2 protein-coding genes are annotated in these 24176 nt (G+C 67.0%); both read right to left on the bottom strand.

Annotated features, from left to right (window positions below):
• Positions 1 to 11268 (bottom strand): non-ribosomal peptide synthetase, encoded by an 11268-nt coding sequence (locus QMX97_RS22035; protein ID WP_282397608.1) that lies wholly within the window; start codon positions 11266 to 11268, stop codon positions 1 to 3.
• Positions 11265 to 24176 carry a non-ribosomal peptide synthetase gene (locus QMX97_RS22030; RefSeq protein WP_282397607.1) on the bottom strand — a complete coding sequence of 4304 codons (12912 nt, stop codon included), beginning with the start codon at positions 24174 to 24176 and terminating at the stop codon, positions 11265 to 11267. Before QMX97_RS22030 ends, QMX97_RS22035 begins: the two co-directional genes overlap by 4 nt.

Here is a 24176-nt window from a genome sequence, read left to right as displayed (position 1 = left end):
TCACGACACCACCTCCGCAACCACCACACCGTCCAGCCACCAACGTGCCAGCCCGTGAACATTCGGGGCCTTGAGCAACGTGAAGTGATTGCCGCCGCCGTACCACACCTGCAACCCATTGCCCTGGCGTCGCCACCCTTCAATCATCAGGCCCTGCTCACGCTGATTGCCCGCTGCATCCAGCGCCGGGTCCTGGGCCAACACCAACCGCACCACCCCCTCGAACCGCCGCGCCGGCCGATACACCGTGCGCAACGCCGCCGCATAGGTACGCGCCGGGCCGTCCATCGCGTCCACACTGGCCCGCGCCGGCAGCAAGCCGACGCCGACCATGCCCGCGTGCAGCCATTGCCGTTGCGCGATGTCATCGCGCGCGGCGAAGTCCAGAGGGTCAATGCCCAACGACTTGCCGGCCGACAACTGCATCGCTTCGATCAGGCGCAGCAGTGCCGCCGTGGTGGTATACGGCTTGCCCGCGCCGCCTGGCGCCTCGCTGTCGATCACCGTCAACGACGCCACTTCACGTCCGGCCGCCTGTAACTGCAGGGCCATCTCCAGCGCCACCCAGCCACCGAAGGAATGCCCGGCCAGGTGCACCGGCCCGTGCGGGTACTCCTGCTCCAGCGCCGCCAGGTAACAGGCCGCTGCCGCTTCGACCTGGCTGTGCGGCACTGCCTCACCGTCGAGGCCGCGTGGTTGCAGGCCGAACAGCGGCCAATCGCGCCCGAGCGCATCGCTCAACCCCACGAAGCCGGTGACGCTGTCCCCCGCCCCCGGCACACAGAACAGCGGCGCATGCCCTTCCCGGCCGCTCTGGATGCGCAGCAGCGGCTGGTGCGGCGCCTGCTTCTGTGGCGAACAGATCGCCAGGGCGGCGCTGATCGCCGCGCCCAACGTGCGGATATGCGGGGCCTGCATCATGCTCTGGTGATCGCCAGGCACCTCGATGCGGCGCAGTTGGCCCGGCGCCAGCGCGTCCTCCCAACCCAGCGATTCACTGCGCCGCGACAACTCGGTCGGGCGCTCCAGCGCGCTGAACAGATGCACCGGAATCGGCAGCGGGAACAGGCTGTAATGCGCCAGCGCATGCCCATGCCCGACTTCGCGCTCGATGAAGCTCAAGAGGTCCGCGTCCGTCGCCGCCGCCATTTGCGCGTACAGCAGACCTTGATCGCGACAGCGTTGCAGCAGGCCTGCAAAGTCCAGCTGTCCAATGCCCGCCGCCAACTGTTCAAGACTCGCCAACTCATGTGCACCTCCCTGTGCGTTCCAATAGGCCGTGCACTGCAACAACAGGTGCCGCTTGAGCGCGTCCGGCCCGCTCCAGCGCGCCTTGCCCTGGTCGGTCATGCGCGGCACATAGCTGTCGATCAAGCCGAGAAACGCCACGGGCTCATCCAGCCCCAGCAATTGCATGGCGACCTCATAAGCCAGTACGCCGCCAAACGACCAGCCCGCCAGCCGATACGGCCCGTGGGGCTGGCGCTCGCGAATCAGCCCGACCATGCGCGCCGCCAGGCCTTCCATGCTGTGCAGATGCGCTTCACCGAAGGGCACGCCGGGCAGGCCGAAAATCGGATAATCACCGGGCAGGTGCTGGCCCAGCGCCGGGAAATAGACGTCCATGCCACTGAACTCATGGATCAGGAACAACGGCGGTTGCGTACCGCTGCTGCGCACCGTGATCACGCCGGTGTCGCGCAGCGGTGCCTGGGTGCGTGCGCGCAACATCGCGGCGACGCACGCCACGCTGGCATGCTGGAACAGCTCGGCGAGTGACACCGGCAGAGCCGCTTCCTCCAGCAGGTTTACCAGCCGAATCGCCAGCAGCGAGTGTCCGCCCAATTCGAAGAAGCTGTCATGCCGGCCCACCTGTTCCAGTTTCAACACCTCGGCCCACAGCCGCGCCAGGGTGTGCTCCAGGGCATCGCTGGGGGCTTCGAAGTCGCGGCGGTTCAAGGCGTCCCACTCAGGTACCGGCAGCGCCTTGCGGTCGACCTTGCCGTTGGCAGTCAACGGCAAGTGCGCGAGCGCCACATAGGCCGAAGGCAGCATGTATTCCGGCAATTGCGCCTGCAGGTGTGCACGCAGGGCGTCGATGGCGGCAGCACCGGTAAAGTACGCCACCAGGCGCTTGTCCCCCGGCGCGTCTTCGCGCGCCAGCACCACCACCTCCTGGACATCGGCAAAGGTTGCCAGGCGCGCTTCAATCTCGCCCAGCTCGATGCGGAAACCGCGGATTTTCACCTGGTCGTCATTGCGCCCGATGCACTCCAGCAACCCGTCCGCCGTCCAGCGGCCGAGGTCGCCGGTGCGGTACATCAGGGCGCCTGGGACAAAGGGGTCCTGGACAAATTTTTCCGCGCTCAGCTCAGGGCGATTCAAGTACCCCTTGGCCACGCCATCGCCGCCGATGCAGATTTCACCGCTGATCCCCAGCGGCACCGGCTGCAATTGCGCATCCAGCACATGGATCCGGGTGTTGGAGATCGGCCGTCCCACCGGCACGCTGTCGGCGTCATCGGCCAGCGCGCGCACTTCATAAGTGCTGGCATAGGTGGTGGTTTCCGTCGGCCCGTAACAGTGCACCAGGCGCAGCGCGGGAGCCGCGGCCAGCAGGCGGCGAAACGCGGCCGGGTCGGCCCGCTCACCGCCGCACAACAGAATGCGCAGGCCCGCCAACGCCTGGGGAATCATCTGCACGTATTGATTGAACAGCGCCGTGGTCACGAACAGCACCGTCACCTCCTGCAAGGCCGCGCCGAACGCGCTCGGGTCGAGCACGGTGGCATGGTCGATGACCTGCACCTGGCCGCCGTTGAGCAACGCGCCCCAGACGTCCATGGTGCTGGCGTCGAACGCCGGGTTCGAGGCGAAGGCCACGCGGTCGCCGGCATTGAAATCGGCATAGCCGTTGTTGAGCACCAGCCGTGTGATGCCGCGATGGGGCACCAATACGCCCTTGGGCGTGCCCGTGGAGCCGGAGGTGTACATGATGTACGCCACGCTGTCCGAGGATTGCGACACGTCCGGGTTATGGCTCGGTTGCGGGTCGAGGACCAGGGTGTCGAGGTCCAGGCGCCGGACCGGGTACCCGATCACCGCATCGCTGTGGGTCAGCAGCCAGCTCGCGCCGCTGTCCTGCACCATGAAGCCCTGGCGTTCGGCCGGCGCGTGGATATCCAGCGGCACATAGGCGCCCGCGCACTTGAGCACTGCAAGCTGGCTGACGAGTAAATCCAGGCAGCGTGGCAGCAGGATCGCCACGCTGTGCCCAGGCCGCACGCCAAGCTCGATAAGGTGATGGGCCAGGCGGTTGGCGCGGCTGTTCAGTTCGCCGTAGCTCAGGCTGTGTTCGCCCTGCAGCGCCGCCACGGCGCCAGGCCGTGCCTGCGCCTGGGCTTCGAACAAGCGCTGCACCGTGTGCTCACGCGGGAATGCCCGGGCAGTGGCATTCAACGCCAACAGTTGCTGGCGCTCGGCAGCGGGCAGGATCGGCAAGCGGCCGATGGCAATCTCCGCCGCCCCTTCCAGCGCCTGCACCACCTGCTCCACGGCGATCTGCAGGTAGTCGCACAACCGCCCCGCGCCCGGCCCCACGGCTTTCATACCGAAGCCGTCGCCGAGGTCGTCCACACTCATCGACAATCCATAGTTGCTGGACTCCTCGGCCTTGAGCAGTTGAATGCCCTGCCACGCCTCGGCCACACTCGCGCCGCGCGGCGCGCTATGGCGATAGTTGAACAACACGCTGAACAAGGGCGTGCTCACCGGTACCGCGCTGCACCGCTGGGCCAGTGCCAGCGACGCATGTTCGTGGCTGAGCAGTTCGGTGAGGCGCACATGCGTGGCCTGCACGGCAGTGCGTACCGACTGTTCACCGAGGTCGACCCGCAGCGGCAAGGTGTTGATAAACACCCCCATGGCGCGCTCGGCACCCTCGCCGCCTTGCAGGCGGCCCAGCAGCACGGTGCCGAAGACCACCGACTCACGCCCACTGACCTTGCCGAGTACATGGGCCCACGCCAGGTGCATCAGGCTCGCAGTGCTGACCCCTGCCTGGCGCGCCTGGGTACGCAGGCGTTGACCCAACGCAGCGTCAAGCGTCATCCGCGCCTGTGCAGCGGGGCCCAGGTCCTGCACCACCGTTGGCTCATCGATGTCCCCCAGCATCGCGCGGAAAAAATCCTCGTGGGTCTCGGCGCCCACGCGGGTCTGCGCCACGTAGTTGCGATACGGCACCGCCGCACCCAGCTGATCCTGGGCACCCAACAGGAAGGCCTGAAGTTCATGCTGCAGGATCTCCAGCGCCAGGTGGTCCATCACCAGGTGGTGGAACAGCAAGGTCGCGACCAGCCGCTGCGGCGTCTCGGTATACACCAGGCGCATCAGCGGCGCCTGCCCGAGGTCGAGGCGCGGCGGCACCGGCCCGGTTTCGACGCGCAGGCTCGCCTCACGCCACACCACTTGCAACGGTTCCTCCAGGCCTTGCCAATGGAAGGAAGAGCGCAAAATGTCGTGCCGCTGGATCACCGCCTGCAAGGCCTGGGCAAACGCGTCGAAGCGCTGGCGACTGTCGAAGGCAAATTGCGCCTGCAGCAGATAGGCATCGGCGGCCTGCTCGGCGCGATGGTGATAGAGCATGCCGGCCTGCAACGGCGCCAGCGGGTAGAGGTCCTGCACATTCGCCAAGCCACCGGGGATGCCGGCGACAATACACGCGATGGCTGGCGAGTCCAGCGGGATCGGCGGCAACTGCGCGGCTTGCGCGCTACCGCCCAGTGCTGCGGCGAAGGCACACAAGGTGGGTTGGCCGAACAGCACTTTCACCGGCGCCGCCAACCCCAGGTGGCGCAAACGGCCCATCAGGCTGACCGCCAGCAGCGAGTGCCCGCCCAGTTCGAAGAAGTGATCATGGCGCCCCACGCGCTCTACATCGAGCAGCTCGGCCCACAGCGCGGCGATGAGCATTTCGCGCTCGCCCTGAGGCGCTTCGTACGCGCGCACCGCCACCGCATCCGCCCCCGGCGCCGGCAGCGCCTTGCGGTCAAGCTTGCCGTTGGGGCTCAACGGCAGCGCCTCCAGATGCACGAACACCGCCGGCACCATGAACGCCGGCAGGTGTCGCAGCAGTTGCGCACGCAGTGTGTCGATCGGCGTGCGCACGCCGGTGTAGTACGCCACCAGGCGTTCATCGCGGGCGACCACGGCAGCCTCGCTGACCGCAGCACATTCGGTCAGCCGCGCCTGGATTTCCCCCAGTTCGATACGCAGGCCACGGATCTTCACCTGGTCGTCGTTGCGCCCCAGGTATTCGATAGTGCCATCCGGCCAATAACGGCCGACGTCGCCGGTGCGGTACATGCGCCCCTCGGTAAACGGGTCTTGCAGGAAGCGCTCGGCGGTCAGCTGCGGACGGTTCAAATAGCCACGCGCCACTTGCACGCCGCCAATAAACAGCTCGCCGACCACGCCCAGGGGTACCGGTTGCAACTGCGCGTCGAGCACGTACAGGCGCGTGTTGGCAATCGGCTTGCCGATCGGCGTGTTGTCCGGCGTCACGGCTCCCGCGCAGTTCCAGGCCGTCACGTCGACGGCGGCTTCAGTGGGGCCATACAGGTTATGCAACTCGCTGCCGGGCATCTGCTGCTTGAAGCGCCGCACCAGGCTGCCGGGCAACGCTTCGCCGCTGCATATCACCCGCGCCACGCCGGCGGCCTGGCTCACGTCGCCATGGGCGAGGAAGACGTCGAGCATCGACGGCACGAAATGCAGCGTGGTGATCAGCTCAGCCGCGATCACGGCGCACAAATAGGCCGGATCCTTATGCCCTTCAGGTCGCGCCATCACCAGGCGCGCGCCGGTGGACAGCGGCCAGAAGAACTCCCACACCGACACGTCGAAGCTGAACGGGGTTTTCTGCAGCACTGCGTCGTCGGCCGTCAGCGCATAGGCGTCCTGCATCCACAACAGGCGGTTGACCACCCCGGCATGCTCATTGATCACGCCTTTGGGCTGGCCGGTGGAGCCGGAGGTGTAGATCACGTAGGCGCTGACGGCCGCAACCGTGGGGTTGTCGAGCGTCTGGTGCTGCCAGCACGGCTGGTCCAGGTCGACCACCGCCACGTCCCCCAGCAGCCCGCGCGTTGCCGCCTGGGCCAGCACGGCGACCGGCGCGCTGTCCGCGAGCATGTAGGCAAGGCGCTCCAGCGGATACGCCGGGTCCAGCGGCACATAAGCGGCGCCGGCCTTGAGAATCGCGTACAGGCCGATGACCATGTCCAGGCCGCGCTCCACGCAGATCGCCACCCGCGAGCCGGGCTGTACACCCAGCGCCAGCAAGTGGTGCGCCAACTGATTGGCCCGCGCATTCAGTTCGGCATAGGTCAGTTGCAGCTCGCCGGCCTTGAGTGCAATCGCGTGCGGAGTGCGCGCCACCTGCGCTTCGAACATCCCGTGCAGGGTCTGTTCGAGGTCGTAGTCGACCGCCGTGGCATTGAAGTCGAAGAGCAGCTGCTGGCGCTCGCGCTCGTCCACCAGTGGTACCTGCTCCAGGACCGCCTGGTCGTTGTCGACCATGGCACGCAGCAGGCGGGTGAAGTAGCCGACATAACGGCGCACCGTCGACTCATCGAACAGCGCCACGGCGTATTCCAGCGCGCCGATAATCGTGCCCTGCACTTCGCCCAGGTCCAGCGACAGGTCGAACTTGGCAAAGTGGCTGTGTTCGACAATGCGCTCCAGGGCCAGGTCGCCGAGGGCCAGGGTCGGCGCACTGCTGTCCTGCCAGGTCAGCAGGGTCTGGAACAGCGGGCTGTGGGCCAGGCTGCGTAGTGGCCGGGTGATTTCCACCACTTGTTCGAACGGCAGGTCCTGGTGGTCCTGGGCCGCCAGTGTCAGGCCCTTGACCCGTGCCAGCAATGCTTCGGTGCTCAACGCGCCGGAGGTGTCGATACGCACCGCCAGGGTGTTGACGAACAGGCCGATCAAGCCTTCCACCTCACTGCGCGTGCGGTTGGCCACCGGCGAGCCGATCACCACGTCGTGCTGGCCGGACAGCCGCGAGAGCAAGGCAGCCCAGGCGCTTATCAAGGTCATGTACAACGTGGTGCCGTGGCGTTGGCTCAAGGCCTTGAGACCAGCGGTGAGGCGTTCATCCAGGCGTACCTCGACGCTGCTGCCGGCGTAGTCCTGCAGTGCCGGGCGCGGGCGGTCGGTGGGCAGCGTGAGCAAGGCCGGCGCACTGTCCAGCGCCTGCTGCCAATAGCGGCTCTGGCGCTGCAGCACTTCGCCGCTGAGCCACAGGCGCTGCCACACGGCGAAGTCACCATACTGGATCGCCAGCGCCGGCAACGGGTCTGGCAGGCCGTGGCTGAACGCCTGGTACAACGCCGTCAGCTCACGGGTCAGCACGCCCATGGACCAGCCATCCGAGACGATATGGTGCAGGGTCAACAGCAGCACGTGGTGATCGTCGGCCATCACCACCAGGCGCCCGCGCAGCAGCGGGCCGCGCTCCAGGTCAAAGGGGGCGGAAGCCTCGCCCTGGATCAATGCATCCAGCGCCTGCTGGGGTTGCGGGTGGCGGCGCAGGTCCTGCACTTGCAGGGGCAGCACGTCTTCGGCCGGCACACTGAGCACCTGGGCCACGTCACCGTGCTGGGCAAAACGGCTGCGCAGGGTGGCATGCCGCGCGACAATCCGCGCCAGCGCGCGTTGCAACGCCTCGACGTGCAGCTGGCCGCGCAGGCGCAGGCCGATGGGAATGTTGTAGGCGGTGTTGGCGCCTTCCATCAACGCCAGGAACCACAGGCGCTGCTGGGCAAAAGACAGCGGCACCGGCTCATCGCGGTCGGCCGGCAGGATCTGCGGCAAGGTGCTGCGGCCGGCCTGGGCCAACCCCTCGGCGACCGCGGCCAGTTCGGCATTGGCGAACACGTCGCCGAGCAGCAACTCCACGCCCAGGCGCTGGCGTACCTGGGAGACCATGCGCATCGCCAGCAACGAGTGCCCGCCCAGCTCGAAGAAATGATCGCGGCGCCCCACGCGCTCGACCTGCAGCACTTCGGCCCAGATCTGCGCCAGCACACTTTCGATCTCGCCCTCGGGGGCTTCGTATTCACGGGTAAACACCGCGGCCATGTCCGGGGCCGGCAAGGCCTTGCGGTCGAGCTTGCCGTTGGCGGTGAGGGGCAGCGCGTCCAGCTTCACGTAGGCGACCGGGACCATGTAGTCCGGCAGGTGCGTCACCAGGTGGGCGCGGAGGTCGGCCACGGTCAGTGGGTCGAGCTGCGGGTTTTCCGTGTAGTAGGCGACCAGGCGCTCGTCACGCACCAGCACCACCGCTTCCAGGAGACTCGGCAGGTGGTTGAGCTGGGCTTCGATCTCGCCCAATTCGATCCGCACGCCACGGATTTTCACCTGGTCATCGTTGCGCCCCAGGTACTCGAGGGTGCCGTCCGGCAGCCAGCGCGCCATGTCGCCGGTACGGTACATGCGCCCCGCGTTGAACGGGTCGTGCAGGAAACGTTCGGCCGTCAGCTGCGGGCGGTTCAGGTAGCCGCGCGCCACGCCCTTGCCCCCCACATACAGCTCGCCCGCCACGCACAGCGGCACCGGCCGCTGCTGCGCATCCAGCAGGTACACGCGGGCATTGGCGATGGGCTTGCCGATGTGCAGCAGCTGGCCGGCCTCGACCTTGCCCGAGGTGGCGACCACCGTGGCTTCGGTCGGGCCGTAGTTATTGATCAGTTCAAAACGTTGCGCACGCGCGAACTGGCGCAGGCGGTCGCCGCCGATCAGCAGGGTGCGCAAGGTCGGGTGTTCGATCTGCTGGCTGAACGCGTACTCGGCCACCGGGGTCGGCAGGAAGCACACGTCCAGCGGCTGCGCGCACCACCAGGCCAGCAGCGCGTCAATATCCTCGGTGCCGTCCGTAGCCGGCGGCAGGTGCAGGGTCGCCCCCACGCACAGGGCCGGCCAGACCTCCCAGGCCATCGCATCAAAGCCAAACCCGGCGACGCTGGCGGTGTGGCGCCCGGCGCACAGGTCAAACGTGCGGCAGTGCCAGTCCACCAGGTTGGCCACGGTGTGGTGTTCCACCATTACGCCCTTGGGCTGGCCGGTGGAACCGGAGGTGTAGATCACATAGGCGAGGTTCGACGCGGTCATCGCGACCATCGGGTTGCTCGCCGAATGATGCTGCCAAGTGTAGCGGTCAAGGTTGATCACCGGCACGTCGAGCGCCGGCAGGCGGGCAAGCAACGCGTGCTGGGCCAATACCGCGACCGGCGCGCTGTCACTGAGCAGGTACTCAAGGCGCTCGGCCGGGTGGGACGGGTCCACGGGCACATAGCAGGCGCCAGCCTTGAGGATCGCCAGCAACCCGGCCAGGGTGTCCAGGCCCCGGCGCGCGACAACCGCAACGCGGTCATCAGGCTTGACCCCCAGGGCCAGCAGGTGATGCGCCAGCAGGTTGGCCTGCTGGTTCAGCTCGGCATAGGTCATCTGCCGCCCCTGGTGCATGGCGGCGATGGCGTCAGGCGCCAGCGCGGCCTGGGCTTCGATGCGGGCATGCAGCGTGGTGCCCTGGGGGAAATCCACCTGGGTGGCGTTGAACTGCTGCAACAAGCGCTGCTGCTCGGCGAGCGGCAGCACCGACACGCGGTTGAGCGCGGTGTCCGGCGCCTGCTCCAGCGCGTCCAGCAGGTTTTCCAACGCGGTCTGCAGGTAGGCACAGACGCGGTGCGGGTCCACCAAAGTGCTGGCGAGCAGGCTCAGGCCGAAGCCTTCACCCAGGTCATCGACACTCAGGGTCAGCGGGTAGTTGGTGCGTTCCTCGGCACTCAGCGCAGCGATACCGTGCCAGGCCGAGACCGCCTCGGCGCTGGCAGCCGGGGCGCTGTGGCGGTAATTGAGCAACGCACTGAACAACGGCGTCGGCGCCACCACGCCACTGCAGCGCTGGGCCAGGGCCAGCGGCGCATGCTCATGGCGCAGCAACGTGGTGAGCCGTGCGTGGGTGGCCTTGACCCCGGCGCGCACGCCCTCGCTGCCCACGTCCACGCGAAACGGCAGCGTGTTGATGAAGATCCCCAGCGCCCGGTCCGTGTCATGGCTGCCCTGCAGGCGGCCCATCAACACGGTGCCGAACACCACCTGCTCCTTGCCGGACAACACCCCCAGCACCTGCGCCCAGCCCATATGGAACAGGCTGGCGGCGCTCACCCCGAGTTGCCGCGCCTGCACCCGCAGCCGTTGCGACAACGCCGGCGCCAGTGCCAGGTGAACCTCGGCAATGCCGCGTGCATCGCCTTGTACATCGTGCAGGCCAAACGGCAAGGTCGGTTCGCTGATATCGCCGAGCATCTGCCGGAAAAAGCTTTCGTGCTCCTGTTCGCGGGTCCCCAGCCGCGCCTGGGCCACATAGTTGCGAAACGGCACCGCCTGGCCGAGCGCCGCGCCCTGCCCCAGCAGGCACGCCTGCATTTCATGGCACACCACTTCCAGGGCACTGTGGTCGAGGGCCATGTGGTGGAACAACAAGCTGGCGACGATGCGCTGGTTGGCCGGGTCATCCGCGCGCACCAGGCGCAGCAGCGGCGCCTGTGTCACGTCGAGACGATAGTGACGGGCATCGAACAGCGCATGCAGTTGCGCGGCGATATCGCCCTCGGCCGCCGGCAATTGGAGGGCCTGCACCGGCAGGCGCGCGGTGCGCCACACCACTTGCGAGGGCTCTTGCAAACCGTCCCACACCACGCCGGTGCGCAGGATATCGTGGCGATCCATCACTGCCTGCAGCGCCTGGGCAAAGGCGTCGAAGCGCGCCAGGCTGTCGAACGCGAATTGCGCCTGCATCACGTACGGATCGCCGTGCTCGGCGCTGACGTGGTGAAACAGGATGCCTTCCTGCAACGGCGCCAGCGGGTAGATATCCTGGATATTCGCCACGCCGCCGTCGACGCTGGCGACGACTCGGTCGATCTCCTCCTGGCTCAGGGTCGACAGGCTCAGCATGTCCGGTGTGATGCGCTCGGCGCCGGCCGGGATGCCATTGGCCGGTACCTCGACGGCGCCCGGCTGGGGCGCCGTGTATTCACCGGCCTGGATCAGCGCGATCAGCGCCGGTTTGTGTTCACGCAGCGCGGCGATAATCGCCGGGTCACTCAAGGCTTGCCTGTTGCCCTGCACCGACAACTGATCGCCCTTGAGCGCCAGTTGGATGTCCTTGGTTTTCAGCGTCGCCAGCAGTTGGTTGATGCTCACAGGACGATCTCCATTCGTTCGGTCATTGCGGCGTAGCCGGCGAGTGTCGGCTGTTCGAACAGCGCGCGCACATCGGCTTCCATGCCTTCCTGGCGCAAGCGCCCGATCAAGCTCACGGCGAGCAGCGAGTGCCCGCCCAATTCAAAGAAATTGTCCTGGCGACCGACCCGCTCGACCTTGAGCAGTTCGGCCCACAGCCGCGCCAGGAGCTTCTCGGTGTCACCTTCTGGCGCCTCGTACTTACGCGCCACCAACGCGTCCAGGCCCGGGGTTGGCAGGGCCTTGCGGTCAAGCTTGCCGTTGGGACTCAACGGCAGCGCGTCGAGGTGCACAAACAGCGCGGGCACCATGAAGTCCGGCAAGTGCCGCAACAGCTGTTCACGCAAGCTGTCGACGGGCGTCTGCGTACCGGTGTAATAGGCCACCAGGCGTTCTTCGCGGGCCACCACCACGGCGTCCTTGACCGCTGCGTGCTCGATCAGGCGCGCCTGGATTTCCCCCAGCTCGATGCGCAGGCCACGGATTTTCACCTGGTCGTCGTTGCGGCCCAGGTATTCGATGTTGCCGTCGGCCAGGTAACGCCCCACATCCCCGGTGCGGTACAGGCGCCCGTCGCTGAACGGGTCCTTGATAAAGCGCTCGGCCGTCAGCTGCGGACGGTTAAGGTAACCGCGCGCCACCTGCACGCCGCCGATGAACAGTTCGCCGACCACGCCCAGCGGCACCGGCTGCAATTGCTCATCCAGCAGGTACAAGCGCGTGTTGGCAATCGGCTTGCCGATCGGCGTGTTGTCGGGCACCTCGGGGCGCGCGCAGTTCCATGCGCTCACGTCCACCGCCGCTTCGGTCGGACCGTACAGGTTGTACAGGCCGAGGCCCGGCAATTGCTGCTTGAAGCGCCGCACCAGGCTGCCCGGCAAGGCTTCGCCGCTGCACATCACGCGCCGCAAGCCGGCGGCCTGGCTGACGTCGCCATGCGCGAGGAACACGTCAAGCATCGACGGCACGAAGTGCACGGTGGTGATCCGCTCGGACTCGATCACTTCGCACAGGTACGCCGGGTCCTTGTGCCCGCCCGGACGCGCCATCACCAGGCGGGCGCCGGTGAACAGCGGCCAGAAGAACTCCCACACCGACACGTCGAAGCTGAACGGGGTTTTCTGCAACACCGCATCCTCTGCCTTGAGACCGTAGGCGTCCTGCATCCACAACAGGCGGTTGACCACCCCGGCGTGTTCGTTGATCACGCCCTTGGGCTGGCCGGTGGAGCCGGAGGTGTAGATCACGTAGGCCTGATGGCGCGCATTGAGGTCGGCGACGTGGGGATTGGTCACGGGCTGGTGCTGCCAGGTGCAATGGTCGAGGTCGATCACCGGCGCGTCCCCCAGCAGCGCCAGGGTCGCGCCCTCGGCCAGCACCACCACCGGCGCGCTGTCCTGCAGCATGTAGGCGATGCGTTCCTGCGGGTAGGCCGGGTCCAGCGGCACATAACCGCCACCGGCCTTGAGGATCGCAAACAGGCCGACGACCATCTCCAGGCCACGCTCCACACAGATGCCTACCCGCGCGTCTGGTTGGACGCCGCGTTCACGCAGGTGATGGGCCAGGCGATTGGCGCGCTCGTTGAGTGCCTGATAGGTCAAGTGTTGCTCGCCGGCGGTGACCGCCACGGCCTGCGGTGTGCACACCACCTGGGCTTCGAACAGACTGTGCAGGGTCTGGTCGAGGTTGTACGGCACCTCGGTTGAGTTGAACTCGACCAGCAGCTTTTTGCGCTCCTCGACGCCCAGCACCGGCAGGCGGTCGAGCGCCCGCTGCGGCGCCTGCTCCAACGCGTCGACCAGGCCGGACAGGGCCACTTGCAGATAGCCGCATACCCGCTGCGCGTCGGTGCGCGCCAGGGCAGTGATGGCATAGCCATCGCCCAGGTCATCCACGTTCAAGGTCAGCGGGTAGTTGGTGCGCCCGTCGTTGACCAGGGTCTGCATGCCTTCCCAGGCCTGCTGCGCCTCCTGCGAGCGCGTGGCCGCGCCGCGATGACGGTAGTTGAGCATCGAGCTGAACAGCGGTGCCGGCGCGGCCACCCCACTGCAGCGCTGGGCCAGCGCCAGGGACGCGTGCTCATGCCCGAGCAAGGCGCTGAGGCGCTCATGGGTGGTACGCACGGCAGCGCGAGCGCCCTGCGCGTCGATATCCAGGCGCAGCGGCAAGGTATTGATAAACACACCCAGCGCGCGATCGGCACCCTCGCCGCCCTGCAGGCGGCCGACCAACACGGTGCCGAACACCACGCTGCGCCGACCCGAGGTGACCGCCAGCACCTGTCCCCAGGCCAGGTGGAACAGGCTCGCGGTGCTCACGCCCAGCAGCCGGGCCTGGGCGCGCAGGCGGCGGTTGAGGTCGCTGTCCAGGCGCAAGCTGTGTTCCTCGATGGCGCTGCCGTCGCCGCGCACATCCTGCCAGCCGAAAGGCAAGGTCGGCGCGTCGACATCAGCGAGCATGCCGCGAAAGAACGCTTCGTGTTCCTGCTCGCTCACCCCCAGGCGGGCCTGGGCCACGTAGTTGCGGTACGGCATCGGTGCCGTCGTTGGCGCGGGGTGACCCAGCAGGTGGCCCTGCATTTCGCGCAGCACCACGTCGAAGGCGGTGTGGTCGAGGACGATATGGTGATAGAGCAACACCACGACCACACGTTGGTTGACCGGGTCCTGTGCATACATCAGGCGGATCAGCGGGGCCTGGCTGATATCCAGGCGATAGCGCCGCGCGTCGAAACGCGCATGCAACTCGGCCAGTACGTCGCCGTGCAGGTGCAGTTCCTGCACGCTCAATTCGGCGCTGCGCTGCACCACTTGCAGCGGCTGTACCAGACCTTCCCAGACCACCCCGGTGCGCAGGATATCGTGACGGTCGATCACCTGTTGCAGTGCCTGGGCGAAGGCCTGCAGGCGCTCGACGCTGTCAAATGCCAGGTGCGATTGCAGCAGGTACGGGTCGCCCTGTTCGGCCGTGATGTAGTGGTAGAGGATGCCCTCCTGCAAGGGCGCCAGCGGGTAGATGTCCTGCATATTGGCGGCACCGCCGGGCACACGGCTCACCACGTGATCCAGCGTGGCCTGGTCCAGGCTCACCAACGTGAGCATGTCCGGGGTGATGCGTTGGCAGTCGACGGCAATGCGGTTGGCCGGCACCGGCACTTCACGACCACTGCCGACGGCGGCTGCCAGCGCCGCCAGGGTGGGTTGGCTGAACAGCACCCGTACATCGGCGCTGAGGCCAGCCTGGCGCATGCGTTCGACCAGGCTCACGGCCAGTAGCGAATGCCCGCCCAGTTCGAAGAAGTGATCATGCCGACCGACCTGCCCGACCTGCAGCACTTCGGCCCAGATACGCGCCAGGGTGGTTTCGACCGCGCCTTGGGGCGGCGCATAGTCACGGCTCGATAAGGCGTTGTGATCGGGCTCCGGCAAGGCCCTGCGGTCGAGCTTGCCGTTGGCGGTCAGCGGCAATACCGGAAGTTTCACGTACGCAACCGGCACCAGGGCTGCAGGCAATTGCGCTTGCAGCTGCGCACGCAGCGCTTCGATATCCAGCGGCTGCTGTTCGGTGAACCAGGCGATCAAACGGTCCTCGCGCACCAGCACCACGGCGTCACCCACGCCGGGCAGTGCGGCCAGGCAGCTTTCGATTTCGCCCAGCTCGACGCGCACGCCGCGCACTTTGACCTGGTCGTCATTGCGGCCCAGGTAGTCGAGGTTGCCATCCGGCAACCAGCGCACCCGGTCGCCGGTGCGGTACATGCGCCCCTGGTTGAACGGGTCCTGCAGGAAGCGTTCGGCGGTCATCTGCGGGCGGTTCAGGTAGCCCCGCGCGATGCCGCTGCCGCCGACATACAGCTCGCCGGCAACCCCCACCGGTACCGGGCGCAAGTGCGCGTCCAGCACATAGACGCTGGCATTGGCGATCGGCCGGCCGATATGCAGCGCCTGCCCGGCGCGCACGCGGCCGGAGGTGGCGACCACCGTGGCTTCGGTCGGACCGTAGTTGTTGATCACCGCAAAGCGTCGCTCCTGGCTGAACTGGCGCAGGCGATCACCGCCGATCAGCAGGATGCGCAGGGTTGGGTGCTGCAGGTTCTGACTGAAAGCGTACTCAGCCACCGGCGTCGGCAGGAAGCTCACGTCCAGCGGCTGCGCCAGCCACCAGGCCAGTAGCGCGTCGAGATTTTCATTGCCCACCTGTGCAGGCGGCAGGTGCAGGGTGGCGCCTACGCACAGTGCCGGCCACAGCTCCCAGGCCAGCGCGTCAAAGCCGAACCCGGCGACACTGCTGGTGTGGCTCCGCGCATCCAGGCCAAAGGCTTCGCAGTGCCAGTGCAGCAGGTTTTCGACGCTGCGGTGTTCGACCATCACGCCCTTGGGCTGGCCGGTGGAGCCCGAGGTGTAGATCACGTAGGCCAGGTGCGCCGGGGTCAAGGCGCTGATGTACGGATTGCTGGCGGCCTGCTGCTGCCAGCGCGGGTCGTGCAGGTCGATGCTGGCGACCGCGCCCAGCAGGTCGCGGGTGCTCGCCTCGGCCAGCACCGCCACCGGGGCACTGTCCTGCAGCAGGTAGGCGATGCGCTCGGCGGGGTACGCCGGGTCGATGGGTACATAGCCCGCGCCAGCCTTGAGAATACCCAGCAGACCCACCAGCATCTGCGGGCCACGTCGGCAGCAGAGCGCGACGCGGTCGTCCGGTTGCACACCAACTTGCAGCAGGTGATGGGCCAACTGGTTGGCGCGACGGTTGAGTTGCGCATAGGTCAGCGATTCGTCGCCCTGCACCACGGCAATCGCCTCGGGTTGGCGTTCGGCCTGCACCTCAAAGGCGCCATGCACTGTCTGGCCCTGGGGGAAATCGTGGGCGGTGGCATTGAAGTCGCGCAGCAGGGTGTCACGCTCCGCCACCGACAGAATCGGCAGCCGGTTGAGCGGCGTATCTGGCGCACTTTCCAAGGTCGCGACCAACTGCTCCACCGCGCCGAGCATGTAGCTGCACAGGCGCTCGGCACCGATCTGCGGCAGCGCCAGGACATTCAGGCCAAAGCCGTCACCCAGGTCATCCACGCTCAAGGTCAGCGGGTAGTTGCTGCGTTCTTCACCGCCGAGCAACTGCACGCCCGTCCAGATGCCATGGCCGTCGCGCGCGATTTCGTCCGGCGTGGTGTGACGGTAATTGAGCAAGGCGCTGAACAACGGCGTGGAGGCCGCCACGCCGCTGCAACGCTGGGCCAGCGCCAACGATGCGTGCTCATGACCGAGCAAGGCACTCAAGCGCGCATGCGTGGCCCTGACCGCCACGGCGGCGCTGGCCGCGACATCTACCCGCAGCGGCAAGGTGTTGATGAACATTCCCAGCGCCCGGTCGGCACCGTCGCCGGCCTGCAGACGACCCATCAACACGGTGCCGAACACCACGTCGTCACGCCCGGACACCAGCCCCAGCACCTGCGCCCAGGCCAGGTGCATCAGGCTCGCCGCGCTGACGCCCAACTGCCGGGCCTGCCCGCGCACGCGCCGGGCCAACGCTGCGTCCAGGGCTTGCTCGGCCTCCTCGATCGCACGGCCATCGCCCTGCACATCCTGTACGCCAAAGGGCAAGGTCGGTTCGTCGACATCGCCGAGCATGGCGCGAAAGAAGTGTTCGTGCTCTTGCGCGCTGACACCCAGGCGAGCCTGGGCGACGTAGTTGCGAAACGGTGCGGGCGCCGGCAAGTCCTGCGCCTGGTTGAACAGGAACGCGCGCATTTCCTGGCCGACTACGGCCATGGCGGTGTGGTCCAGCGCAAGGTGGTGAAACAGCAGGATCGCCGCCACCCGCGCGTTGTCCGGGTCCTCGGCGTAGACCATGCGCAGCAACGGCGCCTGGGTGATATCCAGGCGGTAGTGACGGGCATCGAAACGCCCGTGCAACTGCTCGATGATGGCGCCGTCCGCCGGGTCCAGGTCGACGGCCTGCACGCTCAGCCGTGCCTCGCGCGCCACCACTTGCACCGGGCTGTCCAGGCCTTCCCAGACCACGTCGGTGCGCAGGATGTCGTGACGCGCCACCACCTGCTGCAACGCGCCCATAAATGCCTGCAGACGCTCGACGCTGTCGAATGCCAGGCGCGATTGCAGCAGGTACGGGTCGCCCTGCTCGGCGCTGATGTGGTGGTAGAGAATGCCTTCCTGCAACGGCGCCAGCGGGTAGATATCCTGCACATTGGCCGCGCCCCCCGGCACGCTGGCGACGATACGGTCGATGGCGTCCTGGTCGAGTTGCACCAGGCTCAGCATCGACGGGGTGATACGCGTACACCCCAATGGAATGCCGTTGGCCGGCACCCGCACTTCGCGCCCCTCGCCCACCGCTGCCGCCAACGCGGCCAGGCTCGGCTGGCTGAACAGCACGCGCACGTCCGCGCTGAGGCCGACTTGGCGCATGCGCTCGATCAAACTGACTGCCAGCAACGAATGCCCGCCCAGCTCGAAGAAATGATCATGGCGACCCACGCGCTCGAGCTTGAGCACGTCCTGCCAGATCTGCGCCAGCAGGGTTTCCACTGCGCCCTCCGGCGCCTCATAGCCACGGCTGAGCAGCGCGCTGTGGTCGGGCACCGGCAGGCCTTTGCGATCGAGCTTGCCGTTGGCGGTCAGCGGCAACAGCGCCAGCCAGACATAGGCCGACGGCACCATGTAATCCGGCAACCGGCCTTGCAGATGGGCCCGCAGCGCTTCGATCTCCAGCGCCGCCTCGGCGGTGTAGTAGGCCACCAGGCGCTTGTCACCGGGCGCATCTTCGCGCACCACAACCACGGCGTCTTTCACGCCGGGGAAACTCGCAAGGCAGGTTTCGATTTCGCCGGGTTCGATCCGATAACCACGGATCTTCACTTGCAGGTCATTGCGGCCCTGGTACAACAGGATGCCGTCGGCCCGCCAGCTCGCCAGGTCACCGGTGCGGTACAGCAAGCCCTCGCCGAAGGGATTGGGGATAAATTTTTCGGCGGTCAAGTGCGGCTGGTTCACGTAGCCCGTGGCCAGGCCCGCGCCGCCGATGTACAGCTCGCCGACCGCGCCCAGCGGGAGCAGGTGCTGGTGCGCATCCAGCACATAGGCCTGGGCGTTGGCGATCGGCCGGCCGATGGGAATACCGCCCTCGCCCGGCGCCGTGATCTCATAGGTGGTGGAAAAGGTGGTCGCCTCGGTCGGGCCGTAACCGTTGAGCAGGTGTTGCGGTTTGCCGTGCGCGAGCACGCGGCCAATCACCAGCGGGTCAAGCACATCGCCGCCGACGATCAGGTAACGCAACTGGCGGAACACCGGCATCAGCGCATCGGCATACTGGTGGAACAGCCCGGCAGTCATCCACAACACGCTGACGGCCTGCTCCTGCAAGAGTGCGCCAAACGCGGCCTGGGACAACAGTTCCGCCGGCTCGACCACCACCACGCAACCGCCATTGAGCAGCGGCGCCCAGACTTCCAGGGTGCTGGCGTCGAACGCCGGGTTGGAGGCGAACGCCACGCGGTCCCGGGCGTTGAAGTCGGCATAGCCATTGTTGAGCACCAGGCGCGTGATCGCACGGTGCGGCACTTGCACGCCCTTGGGCGCGCCGGTAGAGCCGGACGTGTAGAGGATGTACGCCACACACTGGGCGGTCTGGAACAGGTCGGGATTGCGCGGCGACTGCGCGTCCAGATTCAACTCGGCGAGATCGCCAAGCACGCGGTGCGCACCGCTGTCCTGCACAATGAACGCCTGGCGCTCGGCCGGCGCGTTGATGTCCAGCGGCACATAGACTGCCGCGCATTTGAGGATGGCCAGCTGGCAGGTCAGCAAGTCGATGCTGCGCGGCAGCGCGATGGCCACGCTTTCCCCCGGCTGTACACCCAGGGTGATCAGGTGATGGGCCAGCCGATTGGCGCGGCGATTGAGGTCGCGGTAGCTCAGGGACACACTGCCCTGCACCGCCGCCACCGCTTCAGGACGTGCCAGTACCTGGGCTTCGAACAACTGGTGTACGGTCAATTGCGACGGGTAGGCGCGCGTCGTGGCGTTGAATTCCACCAGCAGTTGGTGGCGCTCTGCCGCCGGGATGATCGACACCGCCTGCAACGGCGTGGTCGGCGCCTGTTGCAACGCACTCACCAGGTGGCGCAGCGCGGTCAGCAGGTAGTCGCCCACTCGCTGCACATCCAGGCTGGCTACGCCTTGCACCGTCAGGGCAAAACCGCTGCCGAGGTCATCGACATTGAGCACCAGCGGGTAGTTGCTGCGCTCTTCGGAACTGAGGATCTGGATGCCGCTGGCCGCAAACGGGTTATCCCCCGGCACTTGGTCTACAGCGCTGTGACGGTAGTTGAGCAAGGTGCTGAACAACGGCAGTGAGCCCGGCACGCCACTGCAGCGCTGGGCCAGGGACAACGACGCGTGCTCATGCCCGAGCAAGTGTGCGAGCCGTGCATGGGTGGCGCGCACACCGGCCAGCACCAAGGTGTTGCCGAGGCTGACCCGCAGCGGCAAGGTGTTGATGAACATTCCCAGCGCGCGGTCGGCGCCCGCGCCGCCTTGCATGCGGCCCAGTAGCACCGTGCCGAACACCACCTCTTGCTGGCCCGAGACCTGCCCCAACACCTGGGCCCAGGCCAGGTGCACCAGGCTTGCGGTGCTCACCCCGAGTTGCCGCGCCTGTTCACGCAGGCCCAGGTTCAAGGCCGGTTCCAACGGCAGGCGTGCCTCGAGAATGCCGCTGCCGTCGCGGTTCACATCCTGCAAACCGAAGGCCAGGGTCGGTTCGTCAATGTCGCCGAGCATCTCAGTGAAGAACGCTTCGTGTTGCGCCTGGCTGACTCCGAGGCGCGCCTGCGCCACGTAGTTGCGGTACTGCACGGCCTCCGGCAGTTGCGCGCTGCTGCCGGACAGGCTGGCGCTCATCTCTTGCACCAGCACTTGCAAGGCGGTGTGGTCGAGCAGGATGTGGTGCAGCAGCAGGATGCCGACGAGGCGACCCGGTTCTGCGCAGTAGGCGAATTGCATCAGCGAGGCGCGCGTGAGATCGAGACGGAAGTGCCGTGGGTCGAAGCGCTGTTGCAACTGCGCCAAGGCATCGGCGCCCAGCCCCTCTATGCGCTCGACCGCCAGTGGCGCCTGGCGACACACCACTTGCACCGGCTCGTCGAGGCCTTCCCAGAGGATCGCGGTGCGCAGGATGTCATTGCGCTCGATCACGCTGTGCAGCGCCTGGATAAAGGCATCGACCGCCGCTTGATCGTTGAAGCCGAACTGCACCTGCAACACGTAGGGATCGCCTTCGCGGGTCGCCAGGTGGTGGTACAGAATGCCCGCCTGCAGCGGAGCCAGGCCGTAGATGTCCTGCACATTGCTGATGCCGCCGGGCACGCGCTGGATGATGTGGTCGAGGGCGGCCTGGCTCAGCTCCACCAGCGGCACCATGTCCGGGGTGATGTGCTGCGTGGCCGCCGTGATCAGGTTGGCCGGCACCTGCACCTGCTGCTGCCCGCCGACTGCGGCAGCGAGTGCCGCCAGGGTCGGCTGGCCGAACAGCACGCGGACGTCGGCGCCCAGCTCGACCTGGCGCATGCGCTCGATCAGCTTGACCGCCAGCAGCGAATGGCCGCCCAGCTCGAAAAAGTTATCGTCCCGGCCGACGCGCTCGAGCTTGAGCAGGTCCTGCCAGATCGCGGCGATGGCGTTTTCCACCGCGCCCCGGGGCGCCTGGTAGCCCCGCCGCGCCAGGGCTGTGGCATCGGGCGCGGGCAAGGCGTTGCGGTCGAGCTTGCCGTTGGCGGTCAGCGTAAAACGGTCCAGCAACACGAAGGCGCTGGGCACCATATGCTCGGCCAGACTCAGCAGCAGGTGGTCGCGTAAATCCGCGATATTCGGTGCGCCGTCGGCAATCACGTAGGCCACCAGGCGCTTGTCACCCGGTTCGTCTTCACGGGCAATCACCACCGCGTCACGCACGCCCGGAGCGCTGGCGAGGCGCGCCTGGATCTCGCCGAGTTCGATGCGGAATCCGCGGATTTTCACCTGGTCATCGTTACGCCCCAGGTATTCGACGCTGCCGTCGGCGAGCATTCGGCCGAGGTCACCGGTCTTGTACAAACGCAAGCCGGTGGCCGGATCAACCAGGAAGCGCTCGGCGGTCAGCGCATCGCGGTTCAGGTAACCGCGCGCCACACCGGCGCCGCCGACGTACAGCTCACCAACCACACCGAACGGCAGCGGCTCGCGGCGCTCGTCCAACACATACAACTGCAGGTCGGGAATGCGCACACCAATCGGGCTGGCGCCGACCCGGTGCGCATCCGCCGCCTGCAATGCGCGGTAGGTGACGTGCACGGTGGTTTCGGTGATGCCATACATGTTCACCAACTGCGTGCCGGCGTTGATCGCCCGGGCATACCAGGGCTTGAGCATCCCCGGTTCCAGCGCTTCGCCGCCGAAAATCACCTGGCGCAGGGAATGCGCCTGGGGGCTCTGGCCCTGGGCGGCGATCAGTTGACGGAAGGCGCTGGGGGTCTGGTTGAGAATGCTCACCCCCGCTTCACAGAGCAGCGTGTAGCACTCGTCCGGCGAGCGGCTGACCCGTTGCGGCACGATCAGCAGTTGCCCGCCATGCACCAGCGCGCCCCAGATTTCCCACACCGAGAAGTCGAACGCGAAGGAGTGGAACAGCGCCCACACGTCGTTGTGGTTGAAGCCGAACCAGTGTTCGGTGGCGGTGAACAACCGCGCGACCTGGCGATGCTCGATCATCACGCCCTTGGGCTGGCCCGTTGAGCCGGAGGTGTAGATCACATAGGCCAGGTTTGCCGGGCTCAGCGTGATCCGCGGGTTGACGATGGACTCGCCCCGCAGGCCGTTGAGATCGATCTGCGTCCGGTCACCCACCCGATGACGGGTGTTGGCCTGCACCAGCACGGCCACCGGGTCGCTGTCGGCCAGGGTGTAGGCGATGCGCTCAAGCGGATAGGCCGGATCGATCGGCACATAGCCCGCGCCGGCCTTGAGGATGCCCAGCAGGCCGATGATCATCTCCACACCGCGTTCCACGCAGATCGCCACCCGATCATCCGGGCGCACGCCTTGGGCGAGCAGGCGATGGGCAACCTGGTTGGCACGTTCGTTGAGCTGGCGATAGCTGAGGCGTTGGTTGTCGAAGCGCAAGGCAATGGCTTCGGGCTGGGCGGCGGCGTGGGCTTCGACCTGCTGGTGGATCAGCGCGCTGTCGGCGAAGGTCTGCGGGGTGTGGTTGAGGGTGTGCAACAGGGCATGGCGTTCGGGGTCAGGCAGGATGTTCAGGCCGCTCAGCGGCATCTCCGGTCGTTGCTCCAGGGCTTCGGCCAGGCTCGCCAGCGCTGTGTGCAGGTAGCCCGCCACGCGCTGCGCGCCGATGGCCGCCGCGACCATCACCGTCAGTGCAAACGCTTCGCCGAGATCGTCCACGTTCACCGTCAGCGGGTAGTTGGTGCGTTCCTCGGCACCAAGGACCTGGATCCCCTCGGCGACGTCAATCACCTCGGCCATATCACCCGCAGCGCTGTGCCGGTAGTTGAGTATCGCGCTGAACAACGGCGTCGGCGCGGCCACGCCGCTGCAACGCTGGGCCAGCGCCAGGGATGCGTGCTCATGCTGGAGCAACGCGGTCAGCCGTGCATGGGTGGCCTTGACGCCGGCCCGCACACCCTGCGCGCCCACGTCCACGCGCAGTGGCAGGGTGTTGATGAACATGCCCAGCGCCCGTTCACCGCCCTCACCCGCGCCCATGCGGCCGAGCATCACCGTACCGAACACCACTGACTCGCGCCCGGACACCACGCCCAGGACCCGCGCCAACGCCAGGTGCAGCAGGCTTGCCACACTCACACCCTGCGCCCGCGCCAGGCTGCGCAAGCGCAGGCCCAGGGCGGCGTCGACGGGGATGCGTACCTCGTCGATACCCTGGCCGTCGCCCTGCACATCCTGCAAGCCGAACGGCAGTGTGGGCGCCTCGATATCCGCCAGCATCTCGCGGAAGAACTGCTCATGGGCCTGCTCGCTGACGCCGTGGCGCACCTGGGCGATATAGCTGCGAAACGGCACCGGCGCCGTGGCCTGGTCCTGCCGGCCCGCCAGGTACAACTGGATTTCATCGCGCACCACATCCAGCGCGGTGTGGTCGAGAATGGTGTGGTGAAACAGCAACATGGCAACCACGCGCTGGTGGGTCGGGTCCTCGGCAAATACCAGGCGCAGCAGCGGCGCCTGGCCCAGGTCGAGGCGGAACGTGCGCGCGTCATAGCGGTTCAGCAAACGGTCGAACGCGTCGCCCCCACTGAAATGCGCCTCTTCACAGGCCAGGGTCGCCGTGCGCCACACCACTTGCAGCGGCTCGTCGAGGCGCTCCCAGGCCATCGACGTACGCAGAATATCGTGGCGGTCGATGACCCATTGCAGCGCCTCGGCAAATGCGTGCAAGCGAGGACGGCTATCGAACACAAACTGCGCGTGCAGCACATACGGATCGCCCTGCTGCGCCGACAGGTGGTGATAGAGCATGCCCTCCTGCAACGGCGCCAGCGGGTAGATGTCCTGCACGTTCGCCGCACCACCGGGGATCGCCGCGACGATCCGGTCGATGGCCGCCTGGTCGAGGCTGACCAGCGGCAACATGGCCGGCGTGATCCGATAGGCCGGGCTCAGCCAGTCACCGCCATGCTCGGCCACCAGTGCGAGCAGCCGGGGTTTGTGGGCGATCAATTGATCCCACAGCGCGTCATCCAATGCCTCATCGTCACCCAGGACAATCAGGTCGTCTGCTTCCCTTTGCAGACGGATCGCGTGGGTGGAAATCGCTGCCAATAATTCGCTGAACTGCAT

The sequence above is a fragment of the Pseudomonas sp. PS01298 genome (assembly GCF_029959745.1).
GTDB lineage: Bacteria > Pseudomonadota > Gammaproteobacteria > Pseudomonadales > Pseudomonadaceae > Aquipseudomonas > Aquipseudomonas aylmerensis.
Note: the sequence above shows the minus strand (reverse complement) of the source record. Positions and strands in the feature narration are given on the sequence as shown.